Below are 23,460 nucleotides of genomic sequence, written 5' to 3'. Positions count from 1 at the left end.
GAGAGGGTGATGAGGCAAGATCCTTACGGTCGCTCGCAGTACGGCCAGGGCGGCGGGCGTCGCGGCGGCGGACTGGGCAACCTGCGCTGGCTGATCCTGCTGGGCTTTCTGGTGTATGGCGGGTGCTATTACCTGAACAACCGCGTCGTCGATCCGTACACCGGCGAGAAGGTGTTGATCGACAATTCGATCGGCGTGGAAGAGGAGAAGGCGCTGGGCCTGCAGGCCTACGAAGAGATCCTGCAGCAGGAGCGACCGGTCGATCCGAACTCGCAGATCGCCCAGCAGGTGCGCACCATCGCCCAGCGGCTGATCGCGAAGGTGCCCGAAGTCGAGGCCGCCATCGCGGCGGAGAAGGGCACCCAGCCCAGCGGCAACTGGAAGTCCTTCGACTGGGACGTCAACGTCATCCAGTCCGACCAGGCCAATGCCTTCTGCCTGCCTGGCGGCAAGATGGCCGTCTACACCGGCCTGATCCCGGTGGCGCAGAACGCCGATGCCGTGGCCGTGGTGATGGGTCACGAGATCGCCCACGCCCTGCTGCGCCATGGCGCGCAGCGCATGTCGCAGCAGAAGCTCACCCAGATCGGCCAGATGGCCGGCGCCATGAGCGGCATGGACCCGCAACAGCAGCAGATGGTGATGGCCGCGATGGGCTACGGCTACCTGCTGCCCTATGCACGCGAGCATGAGACGCAGGCCGATGAAGTGGGTCTGATGCTGGCCGCGGCGGCCTGCTTCAATCCGCAGGAAGCCGTACCGCTGTGGCAGCGCATGAGCGAAGCCAGTGGTGGCCAGGCCCCGCCGGAGTTCTCGTCGACCCACCCCAATCCCGGCACGCGCATCCAGAACCTCACCGCGCTGATGCCCAAGGCGATGGCCTACCGCGCGAAGTTCTGCCCGCAGGGAGCGGCGCAATGAAGACGCTGGCAGGCGTCGTGCTGCTGGGGCTCGCGGTCGCCGCGCCGGTGCAGGCGGCGGTCAAGGATGCGCAGCCTAATGGCTTCACCCTCGAGAATTCCGAATGGGTACCGGTCGCGCCGCAGGTGGCCTACGCGGCGCTGGTGAACGATGTCGGCCGCTGGTGGCCGACCGACCACACCTGGTGGGGCGACGCCTCGAAGCTGTCGATCAGCGACAAGGCCGGCGGCTGCTTCTGCGAGATCAACGGCGCGCAGCAGGCCTGGCACATGACGGTGACCTTCACCGATCCGGGCAAGCTGATGCGCATGACCGGGGGCCTCGGCCCGTTGCAGGGCATGGGGCTGCACGGCGCGCTCGAGTGGCGCTTCGCCGAAGAGAACGGCGGCACCCGCATCACCCTGTGGTACCGCGCAGGGGGTTACACGCCGGATGATGTCGGCAAGTTCGCCCCCGTCGTGGACAAGGTGCAGGGCCTGCAGCTGGGCGGCCTGGCGGCGTTCCTGCGCAAGGGCAACGAGGGTCCCCCGCGCTGAGCCAGGCGCACACGGCCATCGGGACGAAGGCTGCCCTCGGCCGCCTCATCTGATGGAACGACATCAACGCTCGGCTCGAGCCGGAGCTCGGCGCACAGGCCGCGTGACCACTTCGGTCGGCCATGCAAGAGGGGGGCTCGTGTTCAAGAGAATCGCGATCGTTGTCATGGTGCTGCTGCTGGTAGTGGCGCAGGGCTATTTCATCCATGCCATCCAGCACGGTGCTGGCAACGCATTCGCCGACACCTGGGCCGGTTTTGACGTCGTCCAGTCGGGCTACTCGCAGTTCGTATTCGGCACGATCAAGGGGTGGTGGTCCTTGCCCATGCTCTGCCTGTTCCTTGCGGCGGTCGCTGCAAAAAGCGGCCGGGCGCGCCATGCAGCGCTTGCGCTCACGGTCAGCGTCGTCGGCATCATTGCGCTGTTGGCGGCCGCGTACGCGCCGGGGTTGTTCATCTCCGTGTGAGCTATACCGACGGAGGGCCGGTGAGCCGGTTCCATCGCGCATCCGGCGCTGCACGTCGTCCGCCAGCGCTGGGCGATAGCCCGTCTGCCGGATGCCACGTTCAAGGAGCGAGATCCATGCCCCAGATCATCCCCATGCAGCCTGTTCCACAAGCCGCCGAGCAGTGCGGCGATCAGTTCCATGGCCGACTCCCGATGATCGACATCGGGAGCATAGCCCGTGGCGCTCAGAGCTTGCTTAAGAGCGTGGCCGCCACCAGCAGGCCGAAGCCGGCGACCACCAGCCAGAATGCATGCGGAGCGAGCACCGGCACGTAACCGAACTTCGCGGCGATGCCGCCGCCGCCCAGCAGCAGAGCGATCAGCCAGACACCGAAGGTGGGAGGAGTGAGTTTCATCGGGGAGTCTCTTGAGGGTTCGTGAAGAGATCGTCGTACGACCGGGAATCCGGTCAGAAGCTCATGAACAGGCCGCCATTCACCGGCAGGTTGGCGCCGGTGATGTAGCCGGCATCGTCCGCAGTGAGAAAGGCGACCGCGCGCGCGATGTCGGCTGGCTGGCCGATGCGGCCGACGGGGACCGACGCGACGGTCCGCTCGCGGACCTCGTCCGGCATGGCCCGGGTCATCGGCGTTTCCACGTAACCGGGCGAGACGCTGTTGACGGTCACGCCCTTGCGCGCGACTTCGCGGGCCAACGACATCGAGAAACCGTGCAGGCCGGCCTTGGCGGCAGCGTAGTTCACCTGGCCGAAGTTGCCGGTCTGGCCGCTCACCGAGCTGATGTTGACGATGCGGCCGAAACCGCGCGCCTGCATGCCGTCCACGGCGTGCCGGCACAGGTTGAATACGCTGTCCAGGTTCACGCCGATCACCGCGTCCCACTGCGCCTTGTCCATCTTGCGCAGGGTGGCGTCGCGGGTGATGCCGGCGTTGTTGACCAGGATGTCGAGGGCGCCGTGGCGGTCCTGGATGTCCCGCACGAAGGCCGCGCAGGCATTGAAGTCGGCCACGTCGACGACGGCGGTCTCGATGTCCAGCGAGGCGGTACGGGCCCGGAACTCGTCCAGGCGTTCGGGGGAGGCGGGCAGGTCGGCGGCGATCACCTTGCGGCCGGCGTTCGCCAAGGCCTGGCAGATCGCCAGGCCCAGACCGCCCAAGCCACCGGTCACCACGGCAATGCGTTGCGTCATGCGAAGTTCCTGAGGGTGCGGCTCAAAAAAAGGCCCGCGCAACAGGGCGCGGGCCGGGTCTCACTACGTAGAGGATCAACGCGCGCGCGTTTTCGGCGTCTCGCGCGGAGCGTCCTTCGGCTTGACCGTCGTGGGGCGGCCCATGCCGCCGGTCAGGTTGCGCTGGAATTCCTGCCACAGTTCCATGTTGCGTTCGGTCAGCTGGTTCATCATGGTCCAGGGCGTCTGGCCCAGCAGGTTGCCCATCTGGCTGCGGAACTGCTGCTGCTGCTCCATGAACAGCTGCATGCTGCGCTCCAGGTAGTTGCCCATGAAGCCCTGCAGCGAGTCGCCGTAGAAGCGGATGATCTGGCTGAGCAGCTGCGTGGACAGGACCGGCTCGCCGTCCTGTTCCTGCTCGCTGATGATCTGCAGCAGCACGGTGCGGGTCAGGTCGTCGCCGGTCTTGGCGTCGCGGACCTCGAAATCCTCGCCGTCCACGATCAGCTGGCGCACGTCCTCGATGGTGATGTAGCTGGAGATCTCCGTGTCGTACAGACGACGGTTGGGATACTTCTTGATGATGCGGATCGCAGCCATTGAGTCTTCGCTCTAAACGCGTATTGCGGCAGCATGACGCAGCGCAACAGCCCTTGCAACAGGCCGGAGGGCAGGGTGTCCCTGTTCAGGCAAAGCGGGGCGCGGAACGGGAACGACGTGATCCTTCGCCGGAGGCGGCATGGCAGGAGGCCCGCGCCCCCGACTCCCCGTTCCCCGCTGTGCCTCACCACCCCATATGGTGGCCGCCGTTGATGTCCAGGTTGGAGCCGGTGATCCAGCTGGCCTGTTCGTCGACCAGGAAGGCGACCGCGTAGGCGATTTCCTCGGGCTTGCCCAGGCGACCGGTGGGAATGTCGGCGGCGATCTTGGCGCGGACTTCCTCCGGCACCGCCATCACCATGTCGGTGGCCACGTAGCCGGGAGACACCGTGTTGACGGTGATGCCGAGCTTGGCGTTCTCGCGCGCGAGCGAAATGGTGAAGCCGTGCATGCCGGCCTTGGCGGCGGCGTAGTTGGCCTGGCCGTACTGGCCCTTCAGGCCGTTGATCGAACTGATCTGGATGATGCGGCCCCATTTGCGGTCGCGCATCCCTTCGATCACCGGACGAGTGACGTTGAACACCGAGTTGAGGTTGGTGTTGATGACATCGCCCCACTGGGTGGCGGTCATCTTGTGGAAGGTGCCGTCGCGGGTGATGCCGGCGTTGTTGATGAGGATCTCGACCGGGCCCAGCGTCCGTTCCACTTCCTTCACCATCGCCTGCGCTTCGTCCGGCGAGGTCACGTCGCCCTTCACCAGCGCGATGTCGTAGCCGTCGGCCTTCATCTGCGCCTGCCACGCGCGCGCCTTCTCCTCGTTGCGGTAATTGGTGGCGACCTTGTGGCCCATGTCGGCCAGCTTCTTGCAGATGGCGGTACCGATACCTCCGGTGCCGCCGGTGACCAGGGCGACGCGCGATGTCATGTGGGGGATCTCCGTATACCGCCGCAAGCCGACGGCGATCCGATTCTAGACAGCGCCTTCGACAGGATTGTTGTGCGCCGCAGCGAACGTCACGTGTGTCACTTTGGGCAGGCGCTCGGGCCGGAAGCCTCGGGCCGCGGCCTGCATCGCCTGGGCCACCGTCGGCAGGCCGGCGAGCAGGGCCGGCGCCTGTCCCAGTGCCTGCCAGGCGGCACGGAGGGCGGGCAGGGGTGACGCATCGTCCACCGGCAGGGCGGCCATCGACTTGGACAGCTTGTCGCCGTGGGCGTCGACGATCAGCGGCAGGTGCAGGTAGCGCGGCGTGGGCAGGCCCAGCGCGCGCTGCAGCAGGATCTGGCGGGGGGTGGAGTCGAGCAGGTCCGCCCCGCGCACGACATCGGTAATGCCCTGTTCTGCATCGTCCACGACCACCGCCAGCTGGTAGGCCCAGAAACCATCCGCTCGGCGCAGGACCACATCGCCGACGTCGCGGTCGACCGCCTGCGCGATGCGCCCCTGCAGGCCATCGATGAAGGCCACGGTGCTGCCATCGGTGACGCGCAGCCGGATGGCGGGCGACCGCGCGGGGTCGCGTGCGACGCAGCGGCGATGGATGCCGCCCGCTGACGCCAGTTCGCTGCGGCTGCAACGGCACTCGAACGCCGTGCCCGCGGCCAGCAGCCGCTCCAGCGCGCTGGCATACCGGTCATGGCGACCGCTCTGCCAGACGACGGGCAGGTCGGAGGTCATGCCGAAGGCCGCCAGCGTGGCCAGTTGGGCCCGGGCAGCGCCGGCAACTTCGCGGGGGGGGTCCAGGTCCTCCACGCGCACCAGCCATTGGCCATGGTGGTGACGCGCGAGCAACCAGCTGCCCAGGGCCGCCACCAGCGAGCCGAAATGCAGGCGGCCCGTGGGCGAGGGCGCGAAGCGTCCCCGGTAGCGGGGGTGGGGAAGCGTCTCGGTCATTCGTCGGAAGGAAAGGAAAGCTGAACCAGGCAGTCAGGCATCGGCTTGAATTCGCGCCGCCTCAGCCGCAATTCTGCGGCGTCAACCTCCGTCCTTGCACGTCATTTCTGGAGCCCCACCGTGTTCACGCGTGTCGCCCTGTTCCTCGCCACCAACCTCGCCGTGCTGGTCCTGGCCGGTATCGTCATGTCGCTGCTGGGGGTCAACCCCAACCAACTGGGAGGGCTGCTGGTCTTCGCCGCCATCTTCGGCTTCGGCGGATCGCTGATCTCGCTGTTGACCTCCAAGTGGATGGCCAAGCGCGCCACCGGCGCCCAGGTGATCGAGCAGCCGCGCAACGATGCCGAGCGCTGGCTGGTGACCACCGTGCAGCGCCAGGCCCAGGCGGCCGGTATCGGCATGCCGGAAGTCGCCGTCTACGATGCGCCGGAGATCAATGCCTTCGCCACCGGCGCCAACCGCAACAATGCCCTGGTGGCGGTGTCGACCGGCCTGCTGCGTTCGATGAACCAGGACGAGGCCGAGGCCGTGCTGGGCCATGAGGTGGCGCACATCGCCAACGGCGACATGGTGACCATGGCCCTGCTGCAGGGCGTGCTGAACACCTTCGTCATCGTGCTGGCGCGCGTGGTGGGCGGCGTGGTGGACAGCTTCCTGTCCGGCAACCGCGAGGGCGAGGGCCGTGGTTTCGGCTACTACATCATCGTGATGGTGCTGGAAGTCGTGTTCGGCCTGTTCGCCACCATGATCGCCATGTGGTTCTCGCGCCGCCGCGAATTCCGCGCCGACCACGGGGGTGCCTCGCTGGCGGGCCGGCAGAAGATGATCGCCGCGCTGGAGCGCCTGAAGCAGCAGCAGCGCCCCAGCACATTGCCGGCCCAGGTGGAAGCGTTCGGCATCGCCGGCGGCATCGGCCAGGGCATGAAGAAGCTCTTCCTCAGCCACCCGCCGCTGGAGGACCGCATCGCCGCGCTGCGCGCACAGCAGGCCACGGTCGCCTGAGCCGCGCGAGGCCGCAGGAACGAAAAACCCGCCGGAAGGCGGGTTTTTTTCAGCGTTTTTCGTAGGAGCGGGCCATGCCCGCGATGCTTTTTTGGACCAACGACGGAGAGCATCGCGGGCGTGGCCCGCTCCTGCAAGCGCGAGAGCGTGCTCAGCTGAAGTCGTAGTTCATCAGCGGTCCCGGCGCCGCCAGGAAGTTGCCTTCCACGTAATCCACATTAGCGGTGAACAGGAAGGCCATCGTCGCCGCATCCTGCACATGCTCGGCCACGGTCAGGATGCCCAGGGCCTGCGCGCGCTCTGCGATCTCGCGGATCTTCTGCTGGTGTTCGGCATTGCGGCCCAGGTCCTCGCTGAAGACGCGGTCGATCTTGAGGAAGGTGGGCTGGAAGTGCGACAGCAACTGGAACGAATCCAGGCCCGCGCCGAAATGCTCCAGGCCCACGTGGCAGCCCAGCTTGGCCGCGGCGGTCTGGAACGCCTGAGCCTGGCGCAGGTGGGTGAACACCTTGGCCTCCGGCGTCTGCAGCCACAGGCGGTCGCCGGGCACGTCGTGCGCGGCCAGCTGCCGGGCGATGAGGTCGAGCAGGCGGTTGTCGGCGAAGGACGCCGGGCTGACCTTGACCACCATGCGCGTGTCGTGGCCGTTGCGCTTGCGTTCGGCCAGGACCTCGATGGCGCGGTTCACCACCCAGCGGTCGATGGCATCGAGCAGGCCGTTGTCCTCGGCGATGCCGATGAAGGACTGCGGCTGCACGATCTCGCCGTTGGACTCCAGGCGCAGCAGCGCCTCGTAGACCTCGCCGGGCTCGGCCTGCAGGCTGACCACGGGCTGGTAATGCAGGCGGAAGCTGTCGTCCTGCAGCGCTTCGCGCAGCCGCTGGATCCAGTTCTGCACGCGCTCTTCCTCGGCGCGGTCCACGGCGCCCGGGTCGAAGATCTCGAAGCGGTTGCCGCCCAGGTTGGTGGCGGCCTGCAGGCAGTCCGTCGCGCGCGTCAGCACGGGGCCGACGCTGGCGATCTTCTCACCGATCTGCACGCCGCCCAGGCTGGCGGTCACCGAAGCCGAGCGTTCGCCCACATTGAACACGTGCGAGGCGTAGGCCGCGCGCAGCTTCTCGGCCAGCGCGGCGGTGTGCGCATGGTTGCCGCGCAGCAGCACGGCGAACGTGCGCTCGCCGAAGCGGGCCGCGATGCAGCTGTCGTCCAGCTTTTCGGACAGGCGCGCCGCCAGCGCGGCGGCCAGGTCGTCGGCCGAATCGATGCCGATGTCGGCCAGCAGGCGCTGGTAGTGGTCGGGTTCGACCAGCAGCAGGCCGTACTGGTCTTCGCCGCGCGCCACCGCGGCCACCGCCGTCTCCAGCTCGCGCAGGAAGGTGGGGCGGTTGAGCAGGCCGGTGACCATGTCGCGCTGGCGCAGGTCTTCCACCTCGCGGGCCAGTTCGGGATCGAACTCCTCGCGGCGGCGGAACACCACCTGCACGCAGGGCTCGCCCTCGTAGGTGGCGGTGGCGAATTCCAGCGTGGCCGGGAAACTGTCGCCGTCCAGGCTGCGCGCTTCCAGCTCGAAGCGCGGCGGCGGCGGTTCGCCCTTGCTGAGCTTCTTCAGCAGGGCCTTGAAGTCGCTGACGTACTGCGGACCCACCAGGTCCAGCAGCGACAGGCCTTCCACATCCTCGAACGATTCGAAGCCGAACATCTCCAGGTAGGCGTCGTTGGCGCGGATGTGCATGCCTTCGTGGATGTAGGCGATCGGGTCGCGGGAGGACGAGATCAGCGCATCGCACCGGCGCTCGGTCTCGCGCATCTGGCCTTCCAGGCGGCGCTGCGAACGGCGCGCGTCCAGATCCGCCCACTCGCGCCGCAACACCGTCAGGACATGTTCCGGACGTCCGCGCAGGGCGACTGCGCGCGCGCCGGCCGCCTGGTCGGCCAGCAGGTCGGCCTCGGTGATGGCATCGGCCAACACAATGACGGGGATGTCCTTGCCGCTGCCGTCGACCTGCGCCAGCACCGTGGCCAGCGGAATGCCCTTGGCGGTGCGGGAGGCCAGCAGCAGGTCCATGGGCTGGGACGCCACCATCTGTCCCAGTTCGCCTGCATCGAGCGGTCGCAGGGGGCGCACGGCGATGCCGCCGTTGCGCAGGGTGGACACGATGGCCTCCGCGTCCTCGGCGCTGTCGTCAACAAGGGTCAGTCGAAGGGTGGTGTCTTTGCCGATCTGCATGCAGCGGGTCCGCCGGGGGTGCGGGTTTAATACACGAAGGGGCGCAAAGCGTCCAATGCATGCGTCGCAGATGCGGCGGCGCGTCGCAGACCTGCGGTCTAGAGCGGACGCTTGCCGGTGTCGCCGGGGATCTCGCGCACCAGCCGGGGCACGAGGTAGCCGGACAGGCGTACGGCCAGGCCGGCGTGGAGCGCGCGTGCGCGCGCGTCGTCCACTTCGAAGTGGGCCACGCCGGCGACCCGGTCGAGCTGGTGCAGGTAGTAAGGCAGCACGCCGGCCGCGAAGCCGCGTTCGCTCAGTGCGGCCAGTGCGTCGATGTCGTCGTTCACACCTCGCAGCAGCACCGCCTGGTTGAGCAGGTGCACACCGGCCTCGCGCAGGCGCCCGAGCGCCGCGTCGACGGCGCCGTCGAACTCGTTGGCGTGATTGGCATGGACCACGAGGGTGGCCGGCCAGGGCAGAGCCGAAAGCCAGCCCAGCAGGCCCCCGTCGATGCGCTCGGGCAATACGATGGGCAGGCGGCTGTGGATGCGCAGGCGGCGCAGGTGGGGGATGTCCGCCAGCGCGCCGGTCAGTTCGGCCAGGTTGCCGTTGGACAGCGACAGCGGATCGCCGCCGGAAAGCAGCACCTCCTCGATCGCGGTGTCCTGGCGGATCCGGTCCACGGCCTCGCGCCAGCCGTCTCGGGCCGCGGTTTCCTCTGCGTAAGGAAAGTGGCGGCGGAAGCAGTAACGGCAGTGGATCGCGCAGCTGCCGGTGGCCACCAGCAGGGCACGGCCGCGGTACTTCTGGATGACGCCGGGCGCGGTTTTCGCCGCGCCATCGCCCACGGCGTCCAGGCCGAAGCCCGGCATGGGGCGCATCTCGTCGTCCAGGGGCAGCACCTGGCGCAGCAACGGGTCGCTCGGGTCGCCGTGACGCATGCGGGTCACGAAGCCGCGCGGTACCCGCAGCGGGAACTGGGCTGCGGCTTCGTCCGACAGGCGCGGGACCAGGCGGTCCAGCCCCAGCAGGTCCAGTAGCTCGCGTGGATCGCGCACGGCCTCCCGCAGGGCCTGCTGCCAGCGGACGGGCACCAGCGCGGCAGGCTGTCGGGGTTCGGGGGCTGCGGTTATCATATCGGGTCTGAAAACAAGCACCCGCCGGGTCCGGCGGGCTCCCCATTCTATCCGGCCGGCCGTGTCCCGCGGCGGGTTTGTCTTACCCCAAGGAGTTTATCCATGGCCAGTTACGGCATGAACGATGTCAAGAACGGGATGAAGATCCTCGTCAACAACGAGCCTTCCGTCATCACCGACACCGAATACGTGAAGCCGGGCAAGGGCCAGGCGTTCACGCGCGTGAAGTACCGCCAGATCCGTACCGGCCGCGTGCAGGAAATCACCATGAAGAGCACCGACTCGGTCGAGGCGGCGGACGTGGTGGACACCGACATGCAGTACTTGTACTCCGACGGCGAGTACTGGCACTTCATGCAGCAGGAAACCTTCGAGCAGGTGCAGGCCGACAAGGCCGGGATGGCTGGCGCCGAGAAGTGGCTCAAGGGCGAGGAGCAGTGCGTGGTCACGCTGTACAACGGCACCCCGATCCAGGTGACCCCGCCGAACTTCGTCGAACTGAAGATCGTCGAGACCGATCCGGGCGTGAAGGGCGACACCGCCGGCACCGGCGGCAAGCCGGCCACACTGGAAACCGGCGCGGTCGTGCGCGTGCCGCTGTTCGTCGGCCAGGACGAGATCATCAAGGTCGACACGCGCTCGGGCGACTACGTCAGCCGCGTGAAGTGATGGAGCATCTTGCGCTGTATCTGGGCGTCTGGGCAGTGGGCGTGCTGCTCGCCGGCCTGGGCGTGATGCTGTGCTGGAATGCGACCCTGCCGCGGCTGTTCCCCAGCGTGCCGCGACTGGGATACGGGCGCGCCCTGGCCCTGATGCTGCTGTGCTGGCTGCTGTTCGGCGCCGGCGCCATCGGGCTGACCTACACGCTGGGATTCTGAGCCGAGGCCCCATGAGCGACCGCATCCCCGAAGCCTGCGACCTGTTGATCGAAGCCGGTTTCGTGGTGCCGGTCGTCCCGCACGGGGTGGTGCTGGAACACCATGCGGTCGCCGTGACCGGCGGCCGCATCGTGGCGGTCCTGCCGGTGCCGGAGGCGCGTTTGCGCTTCGCGCCGCACGAGACGGTGTCGCGCCCGGATGCGGCGCTGATCCCGGGCCTGGTGAACGCGCATACGCACAACCCGATGACGCTGCTGCGCGGCGTCGCCGACGACCTGCCGCTGAAGGTCTGGCTGCAGCAGCACATCTGGCCGATCGAAGCGGCCGTGATCGGCCCCGACTTCGTCGCCGACGGCATCACCCTGGCGATCGCCGAGATGCTCCGTGGCGGCACCACCTGCGTCAACGAAAACTACTTCTTCCCCGACGTGCAGGCGGCCACCTACAAGCGCCACGGCTTCCGCGCGCGCGTGGGCCTGCCGGTGATCGACTTCCCCACCGCGTGGGCGGCGTCGGACGACGAGTACTTCGATAAGGCCGACGAGGTCCACGACCAGTGGCGCGACGATGCGCTGATCGCGACCGCGTTCGCCCCGCATGCGCCGTACACCGTCAACGACGCGAACTTCGAACGCGTGCGCATGCTGGCCGACCAGCTGGACATCCCCGTGCATCTGCACCTGCACGAGACCGCGCAGGAAGTCGAGCAGTCGCTGGAAAAGCATGGCCAGCGCCCGATCGCCAGGCTGGACCGGCTGGGGCTGGTCAACGAGCGGCTGATCGCCATCCACATGACCCAGCTGACCGAGGCCGAGATCCATCTGTGCGCCGAGCGTGGCGTCAGCGTGGTGCATTGCCCGGAGTCCAACCTCAAGCTCGCCTCCGGCTTCTGTCCGGCCTGCGCGCTGGAACGCGCGGGCGTGAACCTGGCCGTCGGCACCGACGGCTGCGCCAGCAACAACGATCTGGACATGTTCAGCGAAACCCGCACCGCGGCCCTGCTGGCCAAGGCGGTGGCGCAGGATGCCGCGGCACTGGATGCGTTCAGCGCGCTGCGCGCGGCCACCCTGGGCGGGGCGAAGGCGATCGGCTTCGACGACCGCGTCGGCTCCATCGAGCCGGGCAAGGAGGCCGACCTGGTGTGCGTGGACCTGTCCGCGCTGGAAACCCAACCGCTGCATCACGTGGTGTCCCAGCTCATCTACGCGACCGGCCGCCAGCAGGTCAGCGACGTCTGGATCGCAGGCCGGGCCCGGCTGCGGCAGCGCATGCTGGTGGATATCGACATCGAAGGCGTCCTGTCCAACGCGCGTCAGTGGCGCGAGCGGATCGCCGGCATCCGTCTTTCCTGAGTCACGCGTGACGGCGTCATGGCCGGCATCGTCTTACAATGACGCCATGACCACCTCGACTGCGCCCCGCGACGACAATTTCAGCCAGGCCGAACTCGACAAGTTCGGCGCATTGGCCAACCGCTGGTGGGACCCCGATGGTCCCCAGAAGGCGCTGCACGCGCTGAATCCGGTCCGCCTGCAGTACGTGCGCGACCGGGCACGCCTTGCCGGCGCGACCGCGCTGGACGTCGGCTGTGGCGGCGGATTGCTGAGCGAAGCCCTTGCGAGCGAGGGCGCTCAGGTCACCGCGATCGACCTGGCGCCGGAACTGGTGAAGGTGGCGCGACTGCACCGGCTCGAATCCGGCGTGCAGGTGGATTACCAGCTCCGTTCGGTGGAGTCGCTGGCCGAGGAGCGCCCCGGCAGCTTCGACGTGATCACCTGCATGGAAATGCTGGAGCACGTGCCCGATCCAACGTCCATCATCCGCGCCTGCCATGCGCTGCTGAAGCCGGGCGGGCAGCTGTTCCTGTCCACGCTCAACCGCACGCCGGCGGCGTTCGCGCTGGCGATCGTCGGCGCGGAATACATCGCCCGCCTGCTGCCGAAGGGCACGCACCACTACAAGGAATTCATCCGCCCGTCGGAACTGGCCGCGTGGCTGCGCGATGCGGGGTTCCAGCTGCAGGACGTGTCCGGCCTGGCCTATGAGCCGTGGCGGCAGCGCGCGCGGCTGAGTACGCGCACCGACGTGAACTACCTGGCCTGCGCGGTGAAGCCGTGACGCCGGCGGGGTTCCCGCGTGCCGCCCTGTTCGACCTGGACGGCACGCTGCTGGACAGCGCGCCGGACATGCTGGCTACCGCCAACAGGATGCGGGCCTCGCGGAGCATAGCGCCGATGACGCTGGATCTGTTGCGGCCGCACGTCTCCAAGGGCGCGCGCGCCATGCTGGCCGCGGCGTTTCCAGAGATGGAACAGGCGCCCCGCGAAGCGCTGGTGCCCGAGTTCCTGGCGATCTACCACGAAGAACTGGGCCGGCACAGCGTGCTGTTCGACGGCGTGGCCGCGATGCTGGGCGCGCTCGAAGCGGCGGGCAGTACCTGGGGCATCGTGACCAACAAGCCCGAATACCTCGCGCGCGACATTCTGCCGCAGTTCGGCTGGGATGCGCGTTGCGCGGTACTGATCGGCGGCGACACGCTGGCCGAGAAGAAGCCGCACCCGTTGCCGCTGCAGGTGGCCGCCGAACGTATCGACATCGCCATCGCCGACTGCGTCTACGTGGGCGACGACGAGCGCGACATCCAGTCCGCCCGCGCCGCCGGCATGCCGTCGGTCGCGGCGCTGTGGGGCTATCGCCAGGCGCATGAGGAGCCGGCGCTGTGGTTGGCCGACGTGATGGTGGGAGTGCCTGCTGCGCTCATCGATCCGTCGGCGTGGCCCACGCGACGGCGCGTTGTGGGAGCGACGTAAGTCGCGACCGCACGGTTGCTGTCCTCAGTTTTTCAGCCGCGAATAGAGAACGCATTGCGCCCAGTCGCCCGTGCGCGCCAGCATCACGGTCGCGACTCCAGTACCGGCATGCCGGTACTACTCCTACAAGGTTTGATGGCATGTCCGATTCCGCCGCCCTCGACAGCTTCCTGGACAAATGGCGCGCGCGCTGGCCCGAGTGGTCGGTGGGCGAGATCTTCGTCGCGCCGGAGCGCCGGGACATCGCGGTGGCGTGGTTCGCACTGCTGCAGGAATTCGATGATGCCCTGAATGTCGCCGGCGATCCGTTGCCGGCGGATGCCAAGCTGGCATGGTGGGGAGAAGAACTGCGCGGCTGGGCGGCACGGCGTTCGCGCCATCCCCTCGGCCGTCGGCTGGAACCGGTGCGGGCGGATTGGGCACAGCTTGCCGACGCCCTGCCTGTCCTGGCAGAAGGGCGCGCGCGACCGGCCGACCGCGATGCGGGGTTCTCCGCCCTGTCGCGTTATGGACAGGCCGTCACGGCCGTGGAAGCCGGTGTACTGGGCGATGCCCCTGGCTCCCACGCCATCGTCGTGCAGACGCTGGCGATGCGACTGGCGGAGGCCGGCGCGGCAGGCGTCCCGGTTGACCACCTGCAAGCCGGGAGCGACGCGGCAGCGACGCGCGCGTGGGCCGCATCGCTGCTGGCGCAGTGGCCGCCGCGTGAGGGCGCACGCGAGCGGCGTCTGGTGTCGGCCTATGCGTATGGGCGCCTGCGTCGTCTATCTCGACGTGGCGAACCCGCTCCTCTGCCGTCCCGGGCCTCGCTGCTGTTCGCCGGCTGGCGGGCCGCACGTGGCGGCTGAAGGCTCCGCCTATCGTGGTGATACATCCGGGAATCCGCTGTAACGGACTGTTTCATCGAGGGATTCGGAGGCAGGGGGTACAATGCCCCGCATCCACTCCCCCGTGCATGACGATGGCTCCCTCGCTCCCCGCGGCACCCCGCGCCGATCTTCCCGATGTCGCCCACCAGCGCGTGCCGCTGGCGCGCCCCCTGGACTGGGTGGGCATGGAGAACATCGCATTGCCGGTCCGCCTGCCGGACGGGCAGGGCGGCCAGCTGCAGGTGGCCGCCAGCATCGACCTGTCGGTGAACCTGGCCCACGCCGATGCGCGCGGCATCCACATGTCGCGTCTCTACCTGGAACTGCAGGACGGTCTGGCGCGCGAATCCGTCACGCCTGCGGGCCTGCGTCACCTGCTGCAGACCAGCGTGGACTCGCAGGCCGGGCTGGCCACGCAGGCGCGGCTGCGCATCCGCTACGAGGCGCTGCTGCAGCGGAAGGCGCTGGAAAGCGACTACGCGGGCTGGAAGCGCTACCCGGTCGAGATCGAGGCCACACTGACCGACGGTCATCTTCTGCTGGCGCTGTCGTTCGCCGTCGAATATTCCAGCACCTGCCCGGCCTCGGCCGCGCTGTCGCGCCAGGCCAACGCCGAGCGCTTCGCCGAGGATTTTGCAGCGGCACGTCCGCTGTCGGTCAACGTGGTGCACGACTGGCTGGCCTCCGAGCGCGGCTTGGCCGCCACGCCGCATGCGCAGCGCAGCCGGGCCAGTGTGCGTGTGGAGTTGCGGCCGCAGTTCGACGAGTTGCCGCTGGTGGCGCTCGTGGACGCGATCGAAGCCGCGCTGGGCACGCCGGTGCAGACCGCGGTGAAGCGGGTGGACGAACAGGCCTTCGCCCGCCTCAACGCCGACAACCTGATGTTCTGCGAAGACGCAGCCCGTCGGGTGGCGTCGGTGCTGGCCGGCGATGCGCGCATCGCCCGCTACGACGCCACCGTCGCACACTACGAAAGCCTGCACCCGCATGACGCGGTCGCCCGGGTCAGTGGTAGCAACGACTGAGGCCTCGGTTGCCGGATGTGGGAGCGACGTGAGTCGCGATCGCCCTCAAAGCAAAGCTTCGCGACTTACGTCGCTCCCACAACAGCAGGGTGGGTTACTTCCCGCGTTCGAGCACTAGCAGCGGGTCGATCCTTACGTCGAACCAGTTCATTCCCCAGTGCAGATGCGGCCCCGTCGCACGCCCCGTGGCGCCCACGGCTCCGATGACCTGTGCCGGTTCGATCCGGTCGCCCACCTTCACGTCGATGCGTGACAGGTGCAGGAAATTGGAACTGACGCCATGGCCATGGTCCAGCAGCACGGTGCCACCGGTCAGATAGAGGTCGGGCGATGCGAACGTCACCACGCCACCGGCCGGCGCTCTGACCGGCGTCCCGTCCGGCGCCGCGATGTCCATGCCCGAGTGGCCCGCGCCGGGCTGGCCATTGTAGACGCGCGCATTGCCGAAGCGGCCGCTGATGCGCCCCTGCACGGGCCACTGGAAAGGCAGTGCGAAGTCGGTGCGCTCATCGTCGCGCTCGCGCGCTGCGGTGACCAGCGCCTGCTCGCGCTGGATGCGCGCGGCGATCTCCGGCGGCGGATTGACGGTCTTCGGTGGCACGCCGTTGACATGTTCGACCGGCCAGTCGCGCGGCGTCACCACAATGCTGACCGATTCCATGCGGCCCGAGGGCAGGGTGACATCGACCTTCAGCGGGCCCGCCTCATCACGGCCGACGCCGAACGCGACGGTGCCGTAGCCCGTGGCGCGCAACAGGCGTCCGCGGTAGCGCGTCTGGCTGCCCGGTGGCACCTTGCCGAACACCAACGCACCCTGCGGCACGCTGGCGGGAAACACGACACGCTCTTCCTGTGGAACCGGGGCTGCCGGCACCAGGTCCTGCGCAACGACGAGCGGAACCCAGCCGGCACAGACAGCGGCGCACAGCGCCGCGACGAACAGTTTCAACGCGCGAACTCCAGGCGCTGGCCGTTGGGTGTGCCGACCAGATGCTGGCCGTTCCAGACCATGCGGCCATTGACCCAGGTGGCGCCGATCCGCGAACGGAAAGTGCGGCCCTCGAAGGGCGACCAGCCGACCTTGGACAGCACGTCCTCGCGCTTCACCGTGAACGGCTCGTCGTCGATCAGCACCAAGTCGGCGAAATAGCCTTCGCGCAGGTAGCCGCGCTCCTTCACGTCGAACAGCTGCGCCGGGGCATGGGCGAACTTCTGCGCCACGCGGGCGACGTCCATGCGGCCTTCGTGCACCAGTTCCAGGGCGGCCACCAGGGCGTACTGCACCAGCGGCAAGCCCGAGGGCGCCTGAACGTAGGGCTTTTCCTTCTCTTCCAGCGTGTGCGGGGCATGGTCGGTGGCCAGCACATCGACCACGTCGTCCACCAGCGCCTTGATCAGCGCTTCGCGATCGCCGGCATCCTTGATGGCCGGATTGCACTTGATCAGGTTGCCCAGCGCGGCGTAGTCGGCCCGGTCGAAGCGAAGGAAGTGGATGCAGGTCTCGGCGGTGATCTGCTTGCACTTGCCATCGGGCTGCACCAGCGGGCCCGGCGTGAACAGCGCCAGCTCGTCGGCCGTGGAGATGTGCAGCACGTGCAGACGGGTGCCGTGCCTGCGCGCCAGCGACATCGCCAGACGGGTGGACGTGATGCAGGCCTCGCGGCTGCGGATGTCGGGGTGGTGCTCGGCACTCAGCGCATCGCCGTACTTGGCCTGGAACGCGGCCAGGTTGGCGTCGATGGTCGGCGTGTCCTCGCAGTGGGTGATGATCGGCGTGGGGGCCTCGCGGAAGATCGCGTCCAGCGTGTCCGGGTTGTCGACCAGCATGTTGCCGGTGGACGCCCCCATGAACACCTTGATGCCCGGCGCGGTCTTCGGGTCGAGCGTGCGGATCGCCTCCAGGTTGTCGTTGCTGGCGCCCAGGTAGAAGCCGTAGTTGCCCCAGGCGCGTCCCTTCGCGCGCTGGTACTTGTCCTCCAGCGCGGCCGCGTCCAGCGTCGGCGGGCTGGTGTTGGGCATGTCCATGAACGTGGTCAGGCCTCCGGCAACCGCCGCGGCGGATTCGGTGGCCATGTCGCCCTTGTGTGGCATGCCCGGCTCGCGGAAGTGCACCTGGTCGTCGATCATCCCCGGCAACAGCCAGCGCCCGGCGGCATCGATCACCGTGTCATCGCCCTGGGGCCGGATTTCGGCGGCGATGCGGGCGATGCGCCCGTTCTCGATGCGCAGGTCGCCTTCGGTGACGCGACCTTCGTTGACCAGGCGGGCATTGACGATGACGGTGGCGGGCATCAGTGGTGTCCTGAACAGGAGTGGGTGGGGGAGGCGCCGTCGCGGGCAGGGACCGGGTCGTGGCCGCCGGGGTGGAGGGGATGGCAGCGACCGATCCGGCGAAGGGCCAGCCAGCCGCCCTTCAGCGGTCCAAAGCGGCCGATGGCTTCCATCGCATACTCCGAACATGACGGAACGAACCGGCAGCGTGGCCCCAGCAACGGGCTTATGAAGCGCTTGTAGCCCTTCAACAGCAGGATGAGCAGACGGGCAAGCATGTTCCGATGATACCGCGTCGGGTTGCCGCTGCCCGCCGGGTAGGCTATAAAAGCGCGCTTTCCCGATGCTCGGGAAGAACAAGGAAGCGTTGTTCGTGGCTGCGAAGAAACCTGCGAAGAAGGCCGCCAAGGCCGCCAAGAAGCCCGTTCAGGCCGTCGCCAAGAAGCCTGCCGCGAAGAAGGTTGCCGCCAAGAAACCGGCTGCCAAGCCGGTGGCCAAGAAGGCGGCGCCCAAGCCGGCTGCCAAGAAGGCGGTCGCCAAGAAGGCGACGCCGGCCAAGAAGCCGGTCGCCAAGCCGGCGGTGAAGAAGGCCGCACCCGCCAAGAAGGCGGTTGCCAAGCCTGCCGTCGCCAAGAAGCCCGCGCCGGCGCCCAAGGCGACCGCCGCCAAGGCAGCCCCGGTGAAGGCACCGGCCAAGGCCACGAAACCCGCTCCTGCCAAGCCCGCACCGAAGCCTGCCGCCAAGCCGGCTCCGGCAAAGTCCGCCCCCACCGCGGCTGCGACCAAGACTCCCGTGCCCGCGCCCGCCCCCAAGGCGGCCGCTCAGGCCCCGGCGCCCGCCGCCAAGGTTCCGTCCCCCCCGAAGCCTGTGCCAGTCCCGAAACCGAATACCAAGACCGCCAAAGCCACGTCCTCCGCCGAAGCTCCCGTGAGTCCCCGTCCCGCCGCTACCCGCCCGATCGGCAAGGTCGCGGTCGCCGTGGCCGCCCGGCCCGCGGCGCCGGTCGTGCGCGGCAAGGTGAAAGAAGTGCCCTACAAGACCGACGAAGCCACCGGCCGTCCCATCGTGCCGACCGGCTACAAGCCCTCGCCCGAAGAGGAGTACATGAGCCCGCTGCAGCTCGAGTACTTCCGTCAGCGCCTGCTGCAGTGGCGCGCCGACCTGGTGGAGGAATCCAAGCAGACCATCGAGAACCTCAAGGACGAAGTCCGCGATATCGGCGATGAAGCCGAGCGCGCGACGCGCGAGACCGAGAACTCGCTGGAACTGCGTACCCGCGACCGCTACCGCAAGCTGATCGGCAAGATCGACAGCACGCTCAAGCGCCTCGAAGGCGGCGATTACGGCTACTGCGTCGACACCGGCGAAGAGATCGGCCTGGATCGCCTGGAGGCGCGCCTGACCGCCGAGCGCACCATCGACGCCCAGGAGCGCTGGGAGCATCTGCAGAAGCAGCAGGGCGATTGAGTCCTGCGTCCAGCGCATGGAGAACCCCGCCTTGGCGGGGTTTTTCTTTTCCGGCCCGGACGATCTTGGCCTACTGCAGTTCGCGCAGGTCCAGCCGCCGCAGCCGGGGTGCCTTCCATGCCGTGATGCCGGCCACGGAGAGGATGGCGAAGCCGCCGAGGATCACCGCGGGCACCAGTCCCAGCAGCCTGGCCATCGTGCCCGCGTAGAACGCGCCCAGTTCGTTCGACGAACTGACGAAGATGCCGTTGATCGACGACACCCGGCCGCGCATCTCGTCGGGCGTGGACAGCTGCAGGATGGTCGAACGCACCACCACCGACACACCGTCGCACATGCCGTAGAACAGCAGGATGGCCGCCGACAGCCAGAAGCTGCGCGACAGGCCGAACGCGATGACCGCCAATCCGAAACCCGCCACCGCGAACAGCAGCACGCGGCCGGCGTGCTGCTGCAGCGGATGTCGCGCCAGCCATAGACCCACGCACACCGAGCCTGCTGCCGGCATCGCACGCAGGATGCCCAGGCCCTCGGGGCCGTGATGCAGGATGTCGTGGATGAACGCCGGCAGCATCGCCACCACGCCGCCCAGCAGCACCGAGAACATGTCCAGGGCCATCGCGCCCAACATGATCTGGTTGTTCCACACGAAGCGCGCACCCTGCGCGATGCTGGCGAAGACGGGCAGGCTGACCGCTGGCGGTCCGGGTTCCTCCACGCGCAGCTGGGCCAGCACGACGCCCGCGAGCAGCGCGAAGACCACCGCCATCGCATACGACAGTGTTTTGCCGCCGAAACCGACCAGCAGACCGCCCAGCGCGGGACCGGTCACCAGCGCGGCCTGGAAGATCACGCTGCCCAGGCCCGCAGCCCGTACGAAGTCCTCGCGCGGCAGCACCTTCGCGAACAGGGCGTTGTAGACAGGGCTGAGGAACGAGCGTGCCATGCCGGTCAATGCAATGGCCGCGTAGATGGGCCACGTTCCCTGGAAGGGCAGCCAGTCGGCGGACACCGCCACCAGGATCAGCGCCGTGGCCGCCAATGCGCCGCAGGCGGCCATGCCGGTGCGCCGTCGTGGCAGGTGGTCGACCAGATAACCGGCGAAGGGTGCCACGCAGAAGAACGGCAGGACCTCGGCCAGTCCGACCAGGCCCAGCGAGAACGGATCGCGGGTCAGCTCGTAGATATGCCAGCCGACGGTGACGGCGACGATCTGGTACGACAGCAGCGCACAGATGCGGTAGGCCAGCACCGCCGCATAACCGCGGTTGCGCAGCAGCGAGAAGGCGGAGCGGGACCCGGCTTCGCTCACTTCGCGTTGGCGGCCGTCTCGCGGATGAAGGCCAGCAGCGAGGCCAGGCCGTTGCTGCGGGTGGGCGAGAGATGCTTGGCCAGGCCGATGTCGGCGATGTAGTCGGGCGTGGTGTCCAGGATCTCTGCGGCGGAGCGGCCCGAATAGACGCGCAGCGCCAGGAAGATCAGCCCGGACACGATCGCCGAGTCGCTGATGGCATGGAAATCCAGCCGCGCCGCATCGCCCTTGGGCACGATCCACACCATCGACTGGCAGCCGAGCAGGCGGTGCTCCTCGCGCTTCCATTCCTCAGGGAACGGAGGCAGCTTGCGGCCCAGATCGATCAGGTACTGGTAGCGTTCGGACCAGTCGCCGAAGAAGGCGAACTCGTCCTTGATGGCCGCCTGCGCGTCGGCAGCGGTGGGTTCGAGCGGGAAGATCGTGTCGGTCATGGTGTTGTCTGTCAGGTCCGGCGTTCAGAGCCCCTCTCCTTCCGGGAGAGGGGTTCGGGTGAGGGTGCGGCGAAGTCCCTGTGGTGCCGGCATCCAGATCCCGCGGCCCCCTCATCCGGCGCTGCGCGCCACCTTCCCCCGGAAGGGGAAGGGAAAGAAGGCATCACGCCCGCTTCCAGCGCACGCCCTGCGGCGTGTCTTCCAGCAGGATGCCCTCGGCCGCCAGCTGGTCGCGGATGGCATCGGAGCGGGCGAAGTCGCGGGACTTCTTCGCCGCCGTACGCTCGTCGATGAGCGCCTGGATGCGGGCGTCGTCGTCGCTGGACGCACCGCGGCCGAACCATGCGGCGGGATCCTGCTGGAGCAGGCCCAACACGCGGCCGGCGCCGAGGAGCTCGCTTTTCAGCCGCTGCCTGTCCGCATCGGTGGAGGCTCTGCGCGCCTCGGCAGCGATGCGTGCGACTTCGGCCAGCGCCTGCGGCGTGTTGAGGTCGTCGTCCAGCGCATCCTCGATGACCGGGGGTGTCGCAGGCGTTGCGTCTACATCGCCAAGATCACGCAACGTCCCATAAAGCCGGTCCAGCGTGTTCTTCGACTGTTCCACCAGCGCGTCGGACCAGTCCAGCGGCTGCCGGTAATGGGCCGAGAGCAGCGCGTAGCGCAGCGCTTCCGGCGGGTGCTGCTGCAACAGGTCGTGGACCTTCTCGATGTTGCCCAGCGACTTGCTCATCTTGGCGCCGCCGAAGTTGAGCATGCCGTTGTGCACCCAGAAGCGCGCGAACGTCTTGTGCGAGCCGTCGGCGTGCTTGTGCGCGCATTCGCTCTGCGCCACTTCGTTCTCGTGGTGCGGGAACTGCAGGTCCACGCCACCGGCATGGATGTCGATGGTCTCGCCCAGGTGGGCGGCGGCCATCGCCGAGCATTCGATGTGCCAGCCGGGACGGCCGACGCCCCAGGGCGAGTCCCAGCCCGGCAGGTCCGGCGTGGAGGGCTTCCACAGCACGAAGTCGCCCGGGTCGCGTTTGTAAGGGGCCACGTCGACGCGGGCGCCGGCCAGCATCTCGTCGGGATCACGGCGCGAGAGCTTGCCGTAGTCCGGGAAGCTCGCCACCGAGAACAGCACGTGACCTTCGGCGGCATAGGCGTGGCCGCCGGCGATCAGCCGCTCGATCATCGCGATGATGTGGGCGATATGGTCGGTGGCGGCGGGTTCGATGTCGGGCGCGAACTCGCCGGTCACGCCCAGCCCGGCCATGTCCTCGCGATAGGCGGCGGCGTAGCGGCCCGTGATGGCCGAGATCGGCACGCCCAGTTCCCGGGCGGCGGCGTTGATCTTGTCGTCCACATCGGTGATGTTGCGTGCGTAGCGCAGGCCGCCGTAGCGCCGGCGCAGCAGCGCGGCCAGTACGCCGAACACCACCGGCCCGCGGGCATTGCCGATATGGACGTAGTTGTAGACGGTGGGCCCGCACACGTACATCGTGGGAACGGGGCCGAGCGGTTCGAAGTCCTCGACCCGACGGGTGAGGTTGTTGTGCAGGCGCAGGGTCATGGAGGCGGGGCAGGGGGAAAGCCGGTCGATTCTACCTTCTGCGTCGAAGCCAGGGGTCGGTGCGGGCTGGCGACGCCGATGTTCAGCCCCACTCAAGGCGCGGTCCCTACACTGTGACACCGGGATACCACTTTCAGGCCACATGCACCGCCTCCGCTCCGCCTTCGCCCTGTCCTGCCTGCTGCTCGCCGCGCCCGTCGTGGCGCAGGAGCGGGTGGTGCCTGCCGAAAACGTCCGCTTGGACTACGCGCAGGTGCTGAGCGTCGAGCCGGTGTACCAGACCCTTCGGGCCACCCGCACCGAGCAGCGCTGCGACGAGGTGCCTGCGCCCAAGCCGGAACGGCCTGCGCAGGAAGAAAGTCGCTGGAACAAGGTGGTCAGCTCCGTGCGGGGCTGGTTCGGCGGTGAGGACGAGGCGGATGCGCCCCCGGTGGCGCCGCCCACACCCACGGTGAAGGTCAATTGCAGGGTGGTGCCGGTCGAACGTGAATTCCAGCGACCCATCGCCTACGACGTGGACTACATCTACAAGGGCGTGAAGTACCGCTCACGCCTGGCGGAAGACCCGGGCAACCGCCTGCGCATCCGCATCTCCGTGGTGCCCTACGTGGCGCCGGCCCAGCCGACGGCCAGCGGGCCCTGATTTTCGAGCACGGTTGCACACGCAACCGAATCCGTCCTTGCGCTGCGCCGCAGCACATGCGAGCATTCGCGCCCATGAAGATGAACGCACACGCCCATGCCGACAGCGCGGCCCGCCAGGCCTCGGGCATGACCTCGCGTGCGCGTCGACCGGAATCCTGCATCTAGCTGGGTAGCCCGGACGTTTTCGCCTGTTCGCCGGAACCCAGCCAGAGGCTGGGTTTTTTCGTTTCTGAAGCCCGTTTTGCCACATTCCCGACACCAGGAT

Annotated in this window: 25 protein-coding genes and 1 pseudogene; 13 read left to right on the top strand and 13 right to left on the bottom strand. The window is 68.2% G+C overall.

Annotation, left to right across the window (positions count from 1 at the left end; translation table 11 throughout):
- Nucleotides 1-9: 9 nt before the first annotated feature.
- From V8246_RS00495 to V8246_RS00485, 3 genes are all read left to right on the top strand, one after another.
- Complete coding sequence (locus V8246_RS00495; protein ID WP_336187464.1) at nt 10-921, top strand: M48 family metallopeptidase; 912 nt, start codon at nt 10-12, stop codon at nt 919-921.
- A complete protein-coding gene (locus V8246_RS00490) occupies nt 918-1,457 on the top strand; it encodes an SRPBCC domain-containing protein (protein ID WP_336187463.1) in 540 nt (179 codons plus the stop codon). The genes V8246_RS00495 and V8246_RS00490 overlap by 4 nt, the downstream gene beginning before the upstream one ends.
- 103 nt (nt 1,458-1,560) lie before the next feature.
- Nucleotides 1,561-1,923 carry a hypothetical protein gene (locus V8246_RS00485; RefSeq protein ID WP_336187462.1) on the top strand — a complete coding sequence of 121 codons (363 nt, stop codon included), beginning with the start codon at nt 1,561-1,563 and terminating at the stop codon, nt 1,921-1,923.
- Nucleotides 1,924-2,149: 226 nt separating this feature from the next.
- Here the strand turns inward: V8246_RS00485 and V8246_RS00480 are convergent, their stop codons facing one another.
- From V8246_RS00480 to gluQRS, 5 genes are all read right to left on the bottom strand, one after another.
- On the bottom strand, nt 2,150-2,320 hold the full coding sequence (locus tag V8246_RS00480) for a hypothetical protein (protein ID WP_336187461.1): 171 nt from the start codon (nt 2,318-2,320) through the stop codon (nt 2,150-2,152).
- Nucleotides 2,321-2,373: 53 nt separating this feature from the next.
- Complete coding sequence (phbB, locus tag V8246_RS00475; protein WP_336187460.1) at nt 2,374-3,114, bottom strand: acetoacetyl-CoA reductase; 741 nt, start codon at nt 3,112-3,114, stop codon at nt 2,374-2,376.
- 75 nt (nt 3,115-3,189) lie between these two features.
- Nucleotides 3,190-3,693: a polyhydroxyalkanoate synthesis repressor PhaR gene (gene phaR / locus V8246_RS00470; protein ID WP_162108933.1), complete on the bottom strand. Its 504-nt coding sequence runs from the start codon at nt 3,691-3,693 to the stop codon at nt 3,190-3,192.
- 184 nt (nt 3,694-3,877) lie between these two features.
- On the bottom strand, nt 3,878-4,618 hold the full coding sequence (locus tag V8246_RS00465; protein WP_287757434.1) for a beta-ketoacyl-ACP reductase: 741 nt from the start codon (nt 4,616-4,618) through the stop codon (nt 3,878-3,880).
- 45 nt (nt 4,619-4,663) lie between these two features.
- Entirely contained in the window at nt 4,664-5,584 is a 921-nt protein-coding gene (gene gluQRS / locus V8246_RS00460) for a tRNA glutamyl-Q(34) synthetase GluQRS (RefSeq protein ID WP_336187459.1), read from the bottom strand.
- A gap of 120 nt (nt 5,585-5,704) precedes the next feature.
- On the opposite strand from gluQRS, the gene htpX reads away from it, so the two are divergent.
- The gene (gene htpX, locus V8246_RS00455; RefSeq protein WP_313222740.1) at nt 5,705-6,586 is read left to right on the top strand and encodes a protease HtpX; all 882 of its coding nucleotides are present in this window, start codon (nt 5,705-5,707) and stop codon (nt 6,584-6,586) included.
- Between the two features lie 151 nt (nt 6,587-6,737).
- Here the strand turns inward: htpX and V8246_RS00450 are convergent, their stop codons facing one another.
- Together V8246_RS00450 and epmB are read right to left on the bottom strand one after the other, a co-directional pair.
- A complete protein-coding gene (locus V8246_RS00450) occupies nt 6,738-8,813 on the bottom strand; it encodes a bifunctional diguanylate cyclase/phosphodiesterase (RefSeq protein WP_336187458.1) in 2,076 nt (691 codons plus the stop codon).
- 98 nt (nt 8,814-8,911) lie between these two features.
- Nucleotides 8,912-9,931: an EF-P beta-lysylation protein EpmB gene (gene epmB / locus V8246_RS00445; RefSeq protein ID WP_336187457.1), complete on the bottom strand. Its 1,020-nt coding sequence runs from the start codon at nt 9,929-9,931 to the stop codon at nt 8,912-8,914.
- Between the two features lie 102 nt (nt 9,932-10,033).
- Here epmB and efp point away from each other — a divergent pair, with 102 nt between their 5' ends.
- The 7 genes from efp to folE2 all read left to right on the top strand — a co-directional run bounded on the left by efp (nt 10,034) and on the right by folE2 (nt 15,513).
- On the top strand, nt 10,034-10,600 hold the full coding sequence (gene efp, locus V8246_RS00440; protein ID WP_162108939.1) for an elongation factor P: 567 nt from the start codon (nt 10,034-10,036) through the stop codon (nt 10,598-10,600).
- Nucleotides 10,600-10,809: a hypothetical protein gene (locus tag V8246_RS00435; RefSeq protein ID WP_185895857.1), complete on the top strand. Its 210-nt coding sequence runs from the start codon at nt 10,600-10,602 to the stop codon at nt 10,807-10,809. Before efp ends, V8246_RS00435 begins: the two co-directional genes overlap by 1 nt.
- 11 nt (nt 10,810-10,820) lie before the next feature.
- Complete coding sequence (locus V8246_RS00430; RefSeq protein ID WP_336187456.1) at nt 10,821-12,161, top strand: TRZ/ATZ family hydrolase; 1,341 nt, start codon at nt 10,821-10,823, stop codon at nt 12,159-12,161.
- Nucleotides 12,162-12,207: 46 nt separating this feature from the next.
- The gene (ubiG, locus tag V8246_RS00425; RefSeq protein ID WP_336187455.1) at nt 12,208-12,927 is read left to right on the top strand and encodes a bifunctional 2-polyprenyl-6-hydroxyphenol methylase/3-demethylubiquinol 3-O-methyltransferase UbiG; all 720 of its coding nucleotides are present in this window, start codon (nt 12,208-12,210) and stop codon (nt 12,925-12,927) included.
- Nucleotides 12,924-13,619 carry a phosphoglycolate phosphatase gene (locus V8246_RS00420; RefSeq protein WP_336187454.1) on the top strand — a complete coding sequence of 232 codons (696 nt, stop codon included), beginning with the start codon at nt 12,924-12,926 and terminating at the stop codon, nt 13,617-13,619. Before ubiG ends, V8246_RS00420 begins: the two co-directional genes overlap by 4 nt.
- A gap of 140 nt (nt 13,620-13,759) precedes the next feature.
- Nucleotides 13,760-14,467: a squalene/phytoene synthase family protein gene (locus tag V8246_RS00415; RefSeq protein ID WP_336187453.1), complete on the top strand. Its 708-nt coding sequence runs from the start codon at nt 13,760-13,762 to the stop codon at nt 14,465-14,467.
- Nucleotides 14,468-14,574: 107 nt separating this feature from the next.
- Nucleotides 14,575-15,513 (top strand): GTP cyclohydrolase FolE2, encoded by a 939-nt coding sequence (gene folE2 / locus V8246_RS00410; RefSeq protein WP_336187452.1) that lies wholly within the window; start codon nt 14,575-14,577, stop codon nt 15,511-15,513.
- A gap of 94 nt (nt 15,514-15,607) precedes the next feature.
- Here folE2 and V8246_RS00405 read toward each other — a convergent pair.
- The 3 genes and pseudogenes from V8246_RS00405 to yidD form a co-directional block, all read right to left on the bottom strand.
- Nucleotides 15,608-16,354: pseudogene (locus V8246_RS00405) on the bottom strand (M23 family metallopeptidase); the annotation flags it as partial.
- 104 nt (nt 16,355-16,458) lie between these two features.
- The gene (locus tag V8246_RS00400) at nt 16,459-17,805 is read right to left on the bottom strand and encodes a dihydroorotase (RefSeq protein ID WP_336187451.1); all 1,347 of its coding nucleotides are present in this window, start codon (nt 17,803-17,805) and stop codon (nt 16,459-16,461) included.
- Nucleotides 17,805-18,062, bottom strand: a complete 258-nt coding sequence (yidD, locus tag V8246_RS00395) for a membrane protein insertion efficiency factor YidD (RefSeq protein ID WP_336187450.1) — start codon at nt 18,060-18,062, stop codon at nt 17,805-17,807. The genes V8246_RS00400 and yidD overlap by 1 nt, the downstream gene beginning before the upstream one ends.
- Before the next feature lie 95 nt (nt 18,063-18,157).
- Here yidD and dksA point away from each other — a divergent pair, with 95 nt between their 5' ends.
- On the top strand, nt 18,158-19,252 hold the full coding sequence (dksA, locus tag V8246_RS00390; protein ID WP_336187449.1) for an RNA polymerase-binding protein DksA: 1,095 nt from the start codon (nt 18,158-18,160) through the stop codon (nt 19,250-19,252).
- A gap of 70 nt (nt 19,253-19,322) precedes the next feature.
- Here the strand turns inward: dksA and V8246_RS00385 are convergent, their stop codons facing one another.
- The 3 genes from V8246_RS00385 to cysS form a co-directional block, all read right to left on the bottom strand.
- A complete protein-coding gene (locus tag V8246_RS00385; protein ID WP_336187448.1) occupies nt 19,323-20,564 on the bottom strand; it encodes an MFS transporter in 1,242 nt (413 codons plus the stop codon).
- Complete coding sequence (locus V8246_RS00380) at nt 20,561-20,998, bottom strand: SufE family protein (protein ID WP_336187447.1); 438 nt, start codon at nt 20,996-20,998, stop codon at nt 20,561-20,563. Before V8246_RS00380 ends, V8246_RS00385 begins: the two co-directional genes overlap by 4 nt.
- Before the next feature lie 163 nt (nt 20,999-21,161).
- Nucleotides 21,162-22,550, bottom strand: coding sequence for a cysteine--tRNA ligase (cysS, locus tag V8246_RS00375; RefSeq protein ID WP_336187446.1), 1,389 nt, complete (start codon nt 22,548-22,550; stop codon nt 21,162-21,164).
- Between the two features lie 142 nt (nt 22,551-22,692).
- Here cysS and V8246_RS00370 point away from each other — a divergent pair, with 142 nt between their 5' ends.
- Entirely contained in the window at nt 22,693-23,193 is a 501-nt protein-coding gene (locus tag V8246_RS00370; protein WP_187572291.1) for a hypothetical protein, read from the top strand.
- The last annotated feature ends 267 nt before the right edge of the window (nt 23,194-23,460 follow it).

Origin of the sequence: Pseudoxanthomonas sp. F11 (genome assembly GCF_037046485.1) — a bacterium.
Lineage (GTDB): Bacteria > Pseudomonadota > Gammaproteobacteria > Xanthomonadales > Xanthomonadaceae > Pseudoxanthomonas_A.
This window is presented reverse-complemented; position numbering and strand designations above follow the sequence as displayed.

Coding starts and splice junctions, on each gene's coding strand:
- V8246_RS00495 (WP_336187464.1), top strand. CDS start 10: ATGAGGCAAGATCCTTACGGTCGCTCGCAGTACGGCCAGGGCGGCGGG.
- V8246_RS00490 (WP_336187463.1), top strand. CDS start 918: ATGAAGACGCTGGCAGGCGTCGTGCTGCTGGGGCTCGCGGTCGCCGCG.
- V8246_RS00480 (WP_336187461.1), bottom strand. CDS start 2,320: ATGAAACTCACTCCTCCCACCTTCGGTGTCTGGCTGATCGCTCTGCTG.
- phbB (WP_336187460.1), bottom strand. CDS start 3,114: ATGACGCAACGCATTGCCGTGGTGACCGGTGGCTTGGGCGGTCTGGGC.
- phaR (WP_162108933.1), bottom strand. CDS start 3,693: ATGGCTGCGATCCGCATCATCAAGAAGTATCCCAACCGTCGTCTGTAC.
- V8246_RS00465 (WP_287757434.1), bottom strand. CDS start 4,618: ATGACATCGCGCGTCGCCCTGGTCACCGGCGGCACCGGAGGTATCGGT.
- gluQRS (WP_336187459.1), bottom strand. CDS start 5,584: ATGACCGAGACGCTTCCCCACCCCCGCTACCGGGGACGCTTCGCGCCC.
- V8246_RS00450 (WP_336187458.1), bottom strand. CDS start 8,813: ATGCAGATCGGCAAAGACACCACCCTTCGACTGACCCTTGTTGACGAC.
- epmB (WP_336187457.1), bottom strand. CDS start 9,931: ATGATAACCGCAGCCCCCGAACCCCGACAGCCTGCCGCGCTGGTGCCC.
- efp (WP_162108939.1), top strand. CDS start 10,034: ATGGCCAGTTACGGCATGAACGATGTCAAGAACGGGATGAAGATCCTC.
- V8246_RS00435 (WP_185895857.1), top strand. CDS start 10,600: ATGGAGCATCTTGCGCTGTATCTGGGCGTCTGGGCAGTGGGCGTGCTG.
- V8246_RS00430 (WP_336187456.1), top strand. CDS start 10,821: ATGAGCGACCGCATCCCCGAAGCCTGCGACCTGTTGATCGAAGCCGGT.
- ubiG (WP_336187455.1), top strand. CDS start 12,208: ATGACCACCTCGACTGCGCCCCGCGACGACAATTTCAGCCAGGCCGAA.
- V8246_RS00415 (WP_336187453.1), top strand. CDS start 13,760: ATGTCCGATTCCGCCGCCCTCGACAGCTTCCTGGACAAATGGCGCGCG.
- folE2 (WP_336187452.1), top strand. CDS start 14,575: ATGACGATGGCTCCCTCGCTCCCCGCGGCACCCCGCGCCGATCTTCCC.
- V8246_RS00400 (WP_336187451.1), bottom strand. CDS start 17,805: ATGCCCGCCACCGTCATCGTCAATGCCCGCCTGGTCAACGAAGGTCGC.
- yidD (WP_336187450.1), bottom strand. CDS start 18,062: ATGCTTGCCCGTCTGCTCATCCTGCTGTTGAAGGGCTACAAGCGCTTC.
- V8246_RS00380 (WP_336187447.1), bottom strand. CDS start 20,998: ATGACCGACACGATCTTCCCGCTCGAACCCACCGCTGCCGACGCGCAG.
- cysS (WP_336187446.1), bottom strand. CDS start 22,550: ATGACCCTGCGCCTGCACAACAACCTCACCCGTCGGGTCGAGGACTTC.
- V8246_RS00370 (WP_187572291.1), top strand. CDS start 22,693: ATGCACCGCCTCCGCTCCGCCTTCGCCCTGTCCTGCCTGCTGCTCGCC.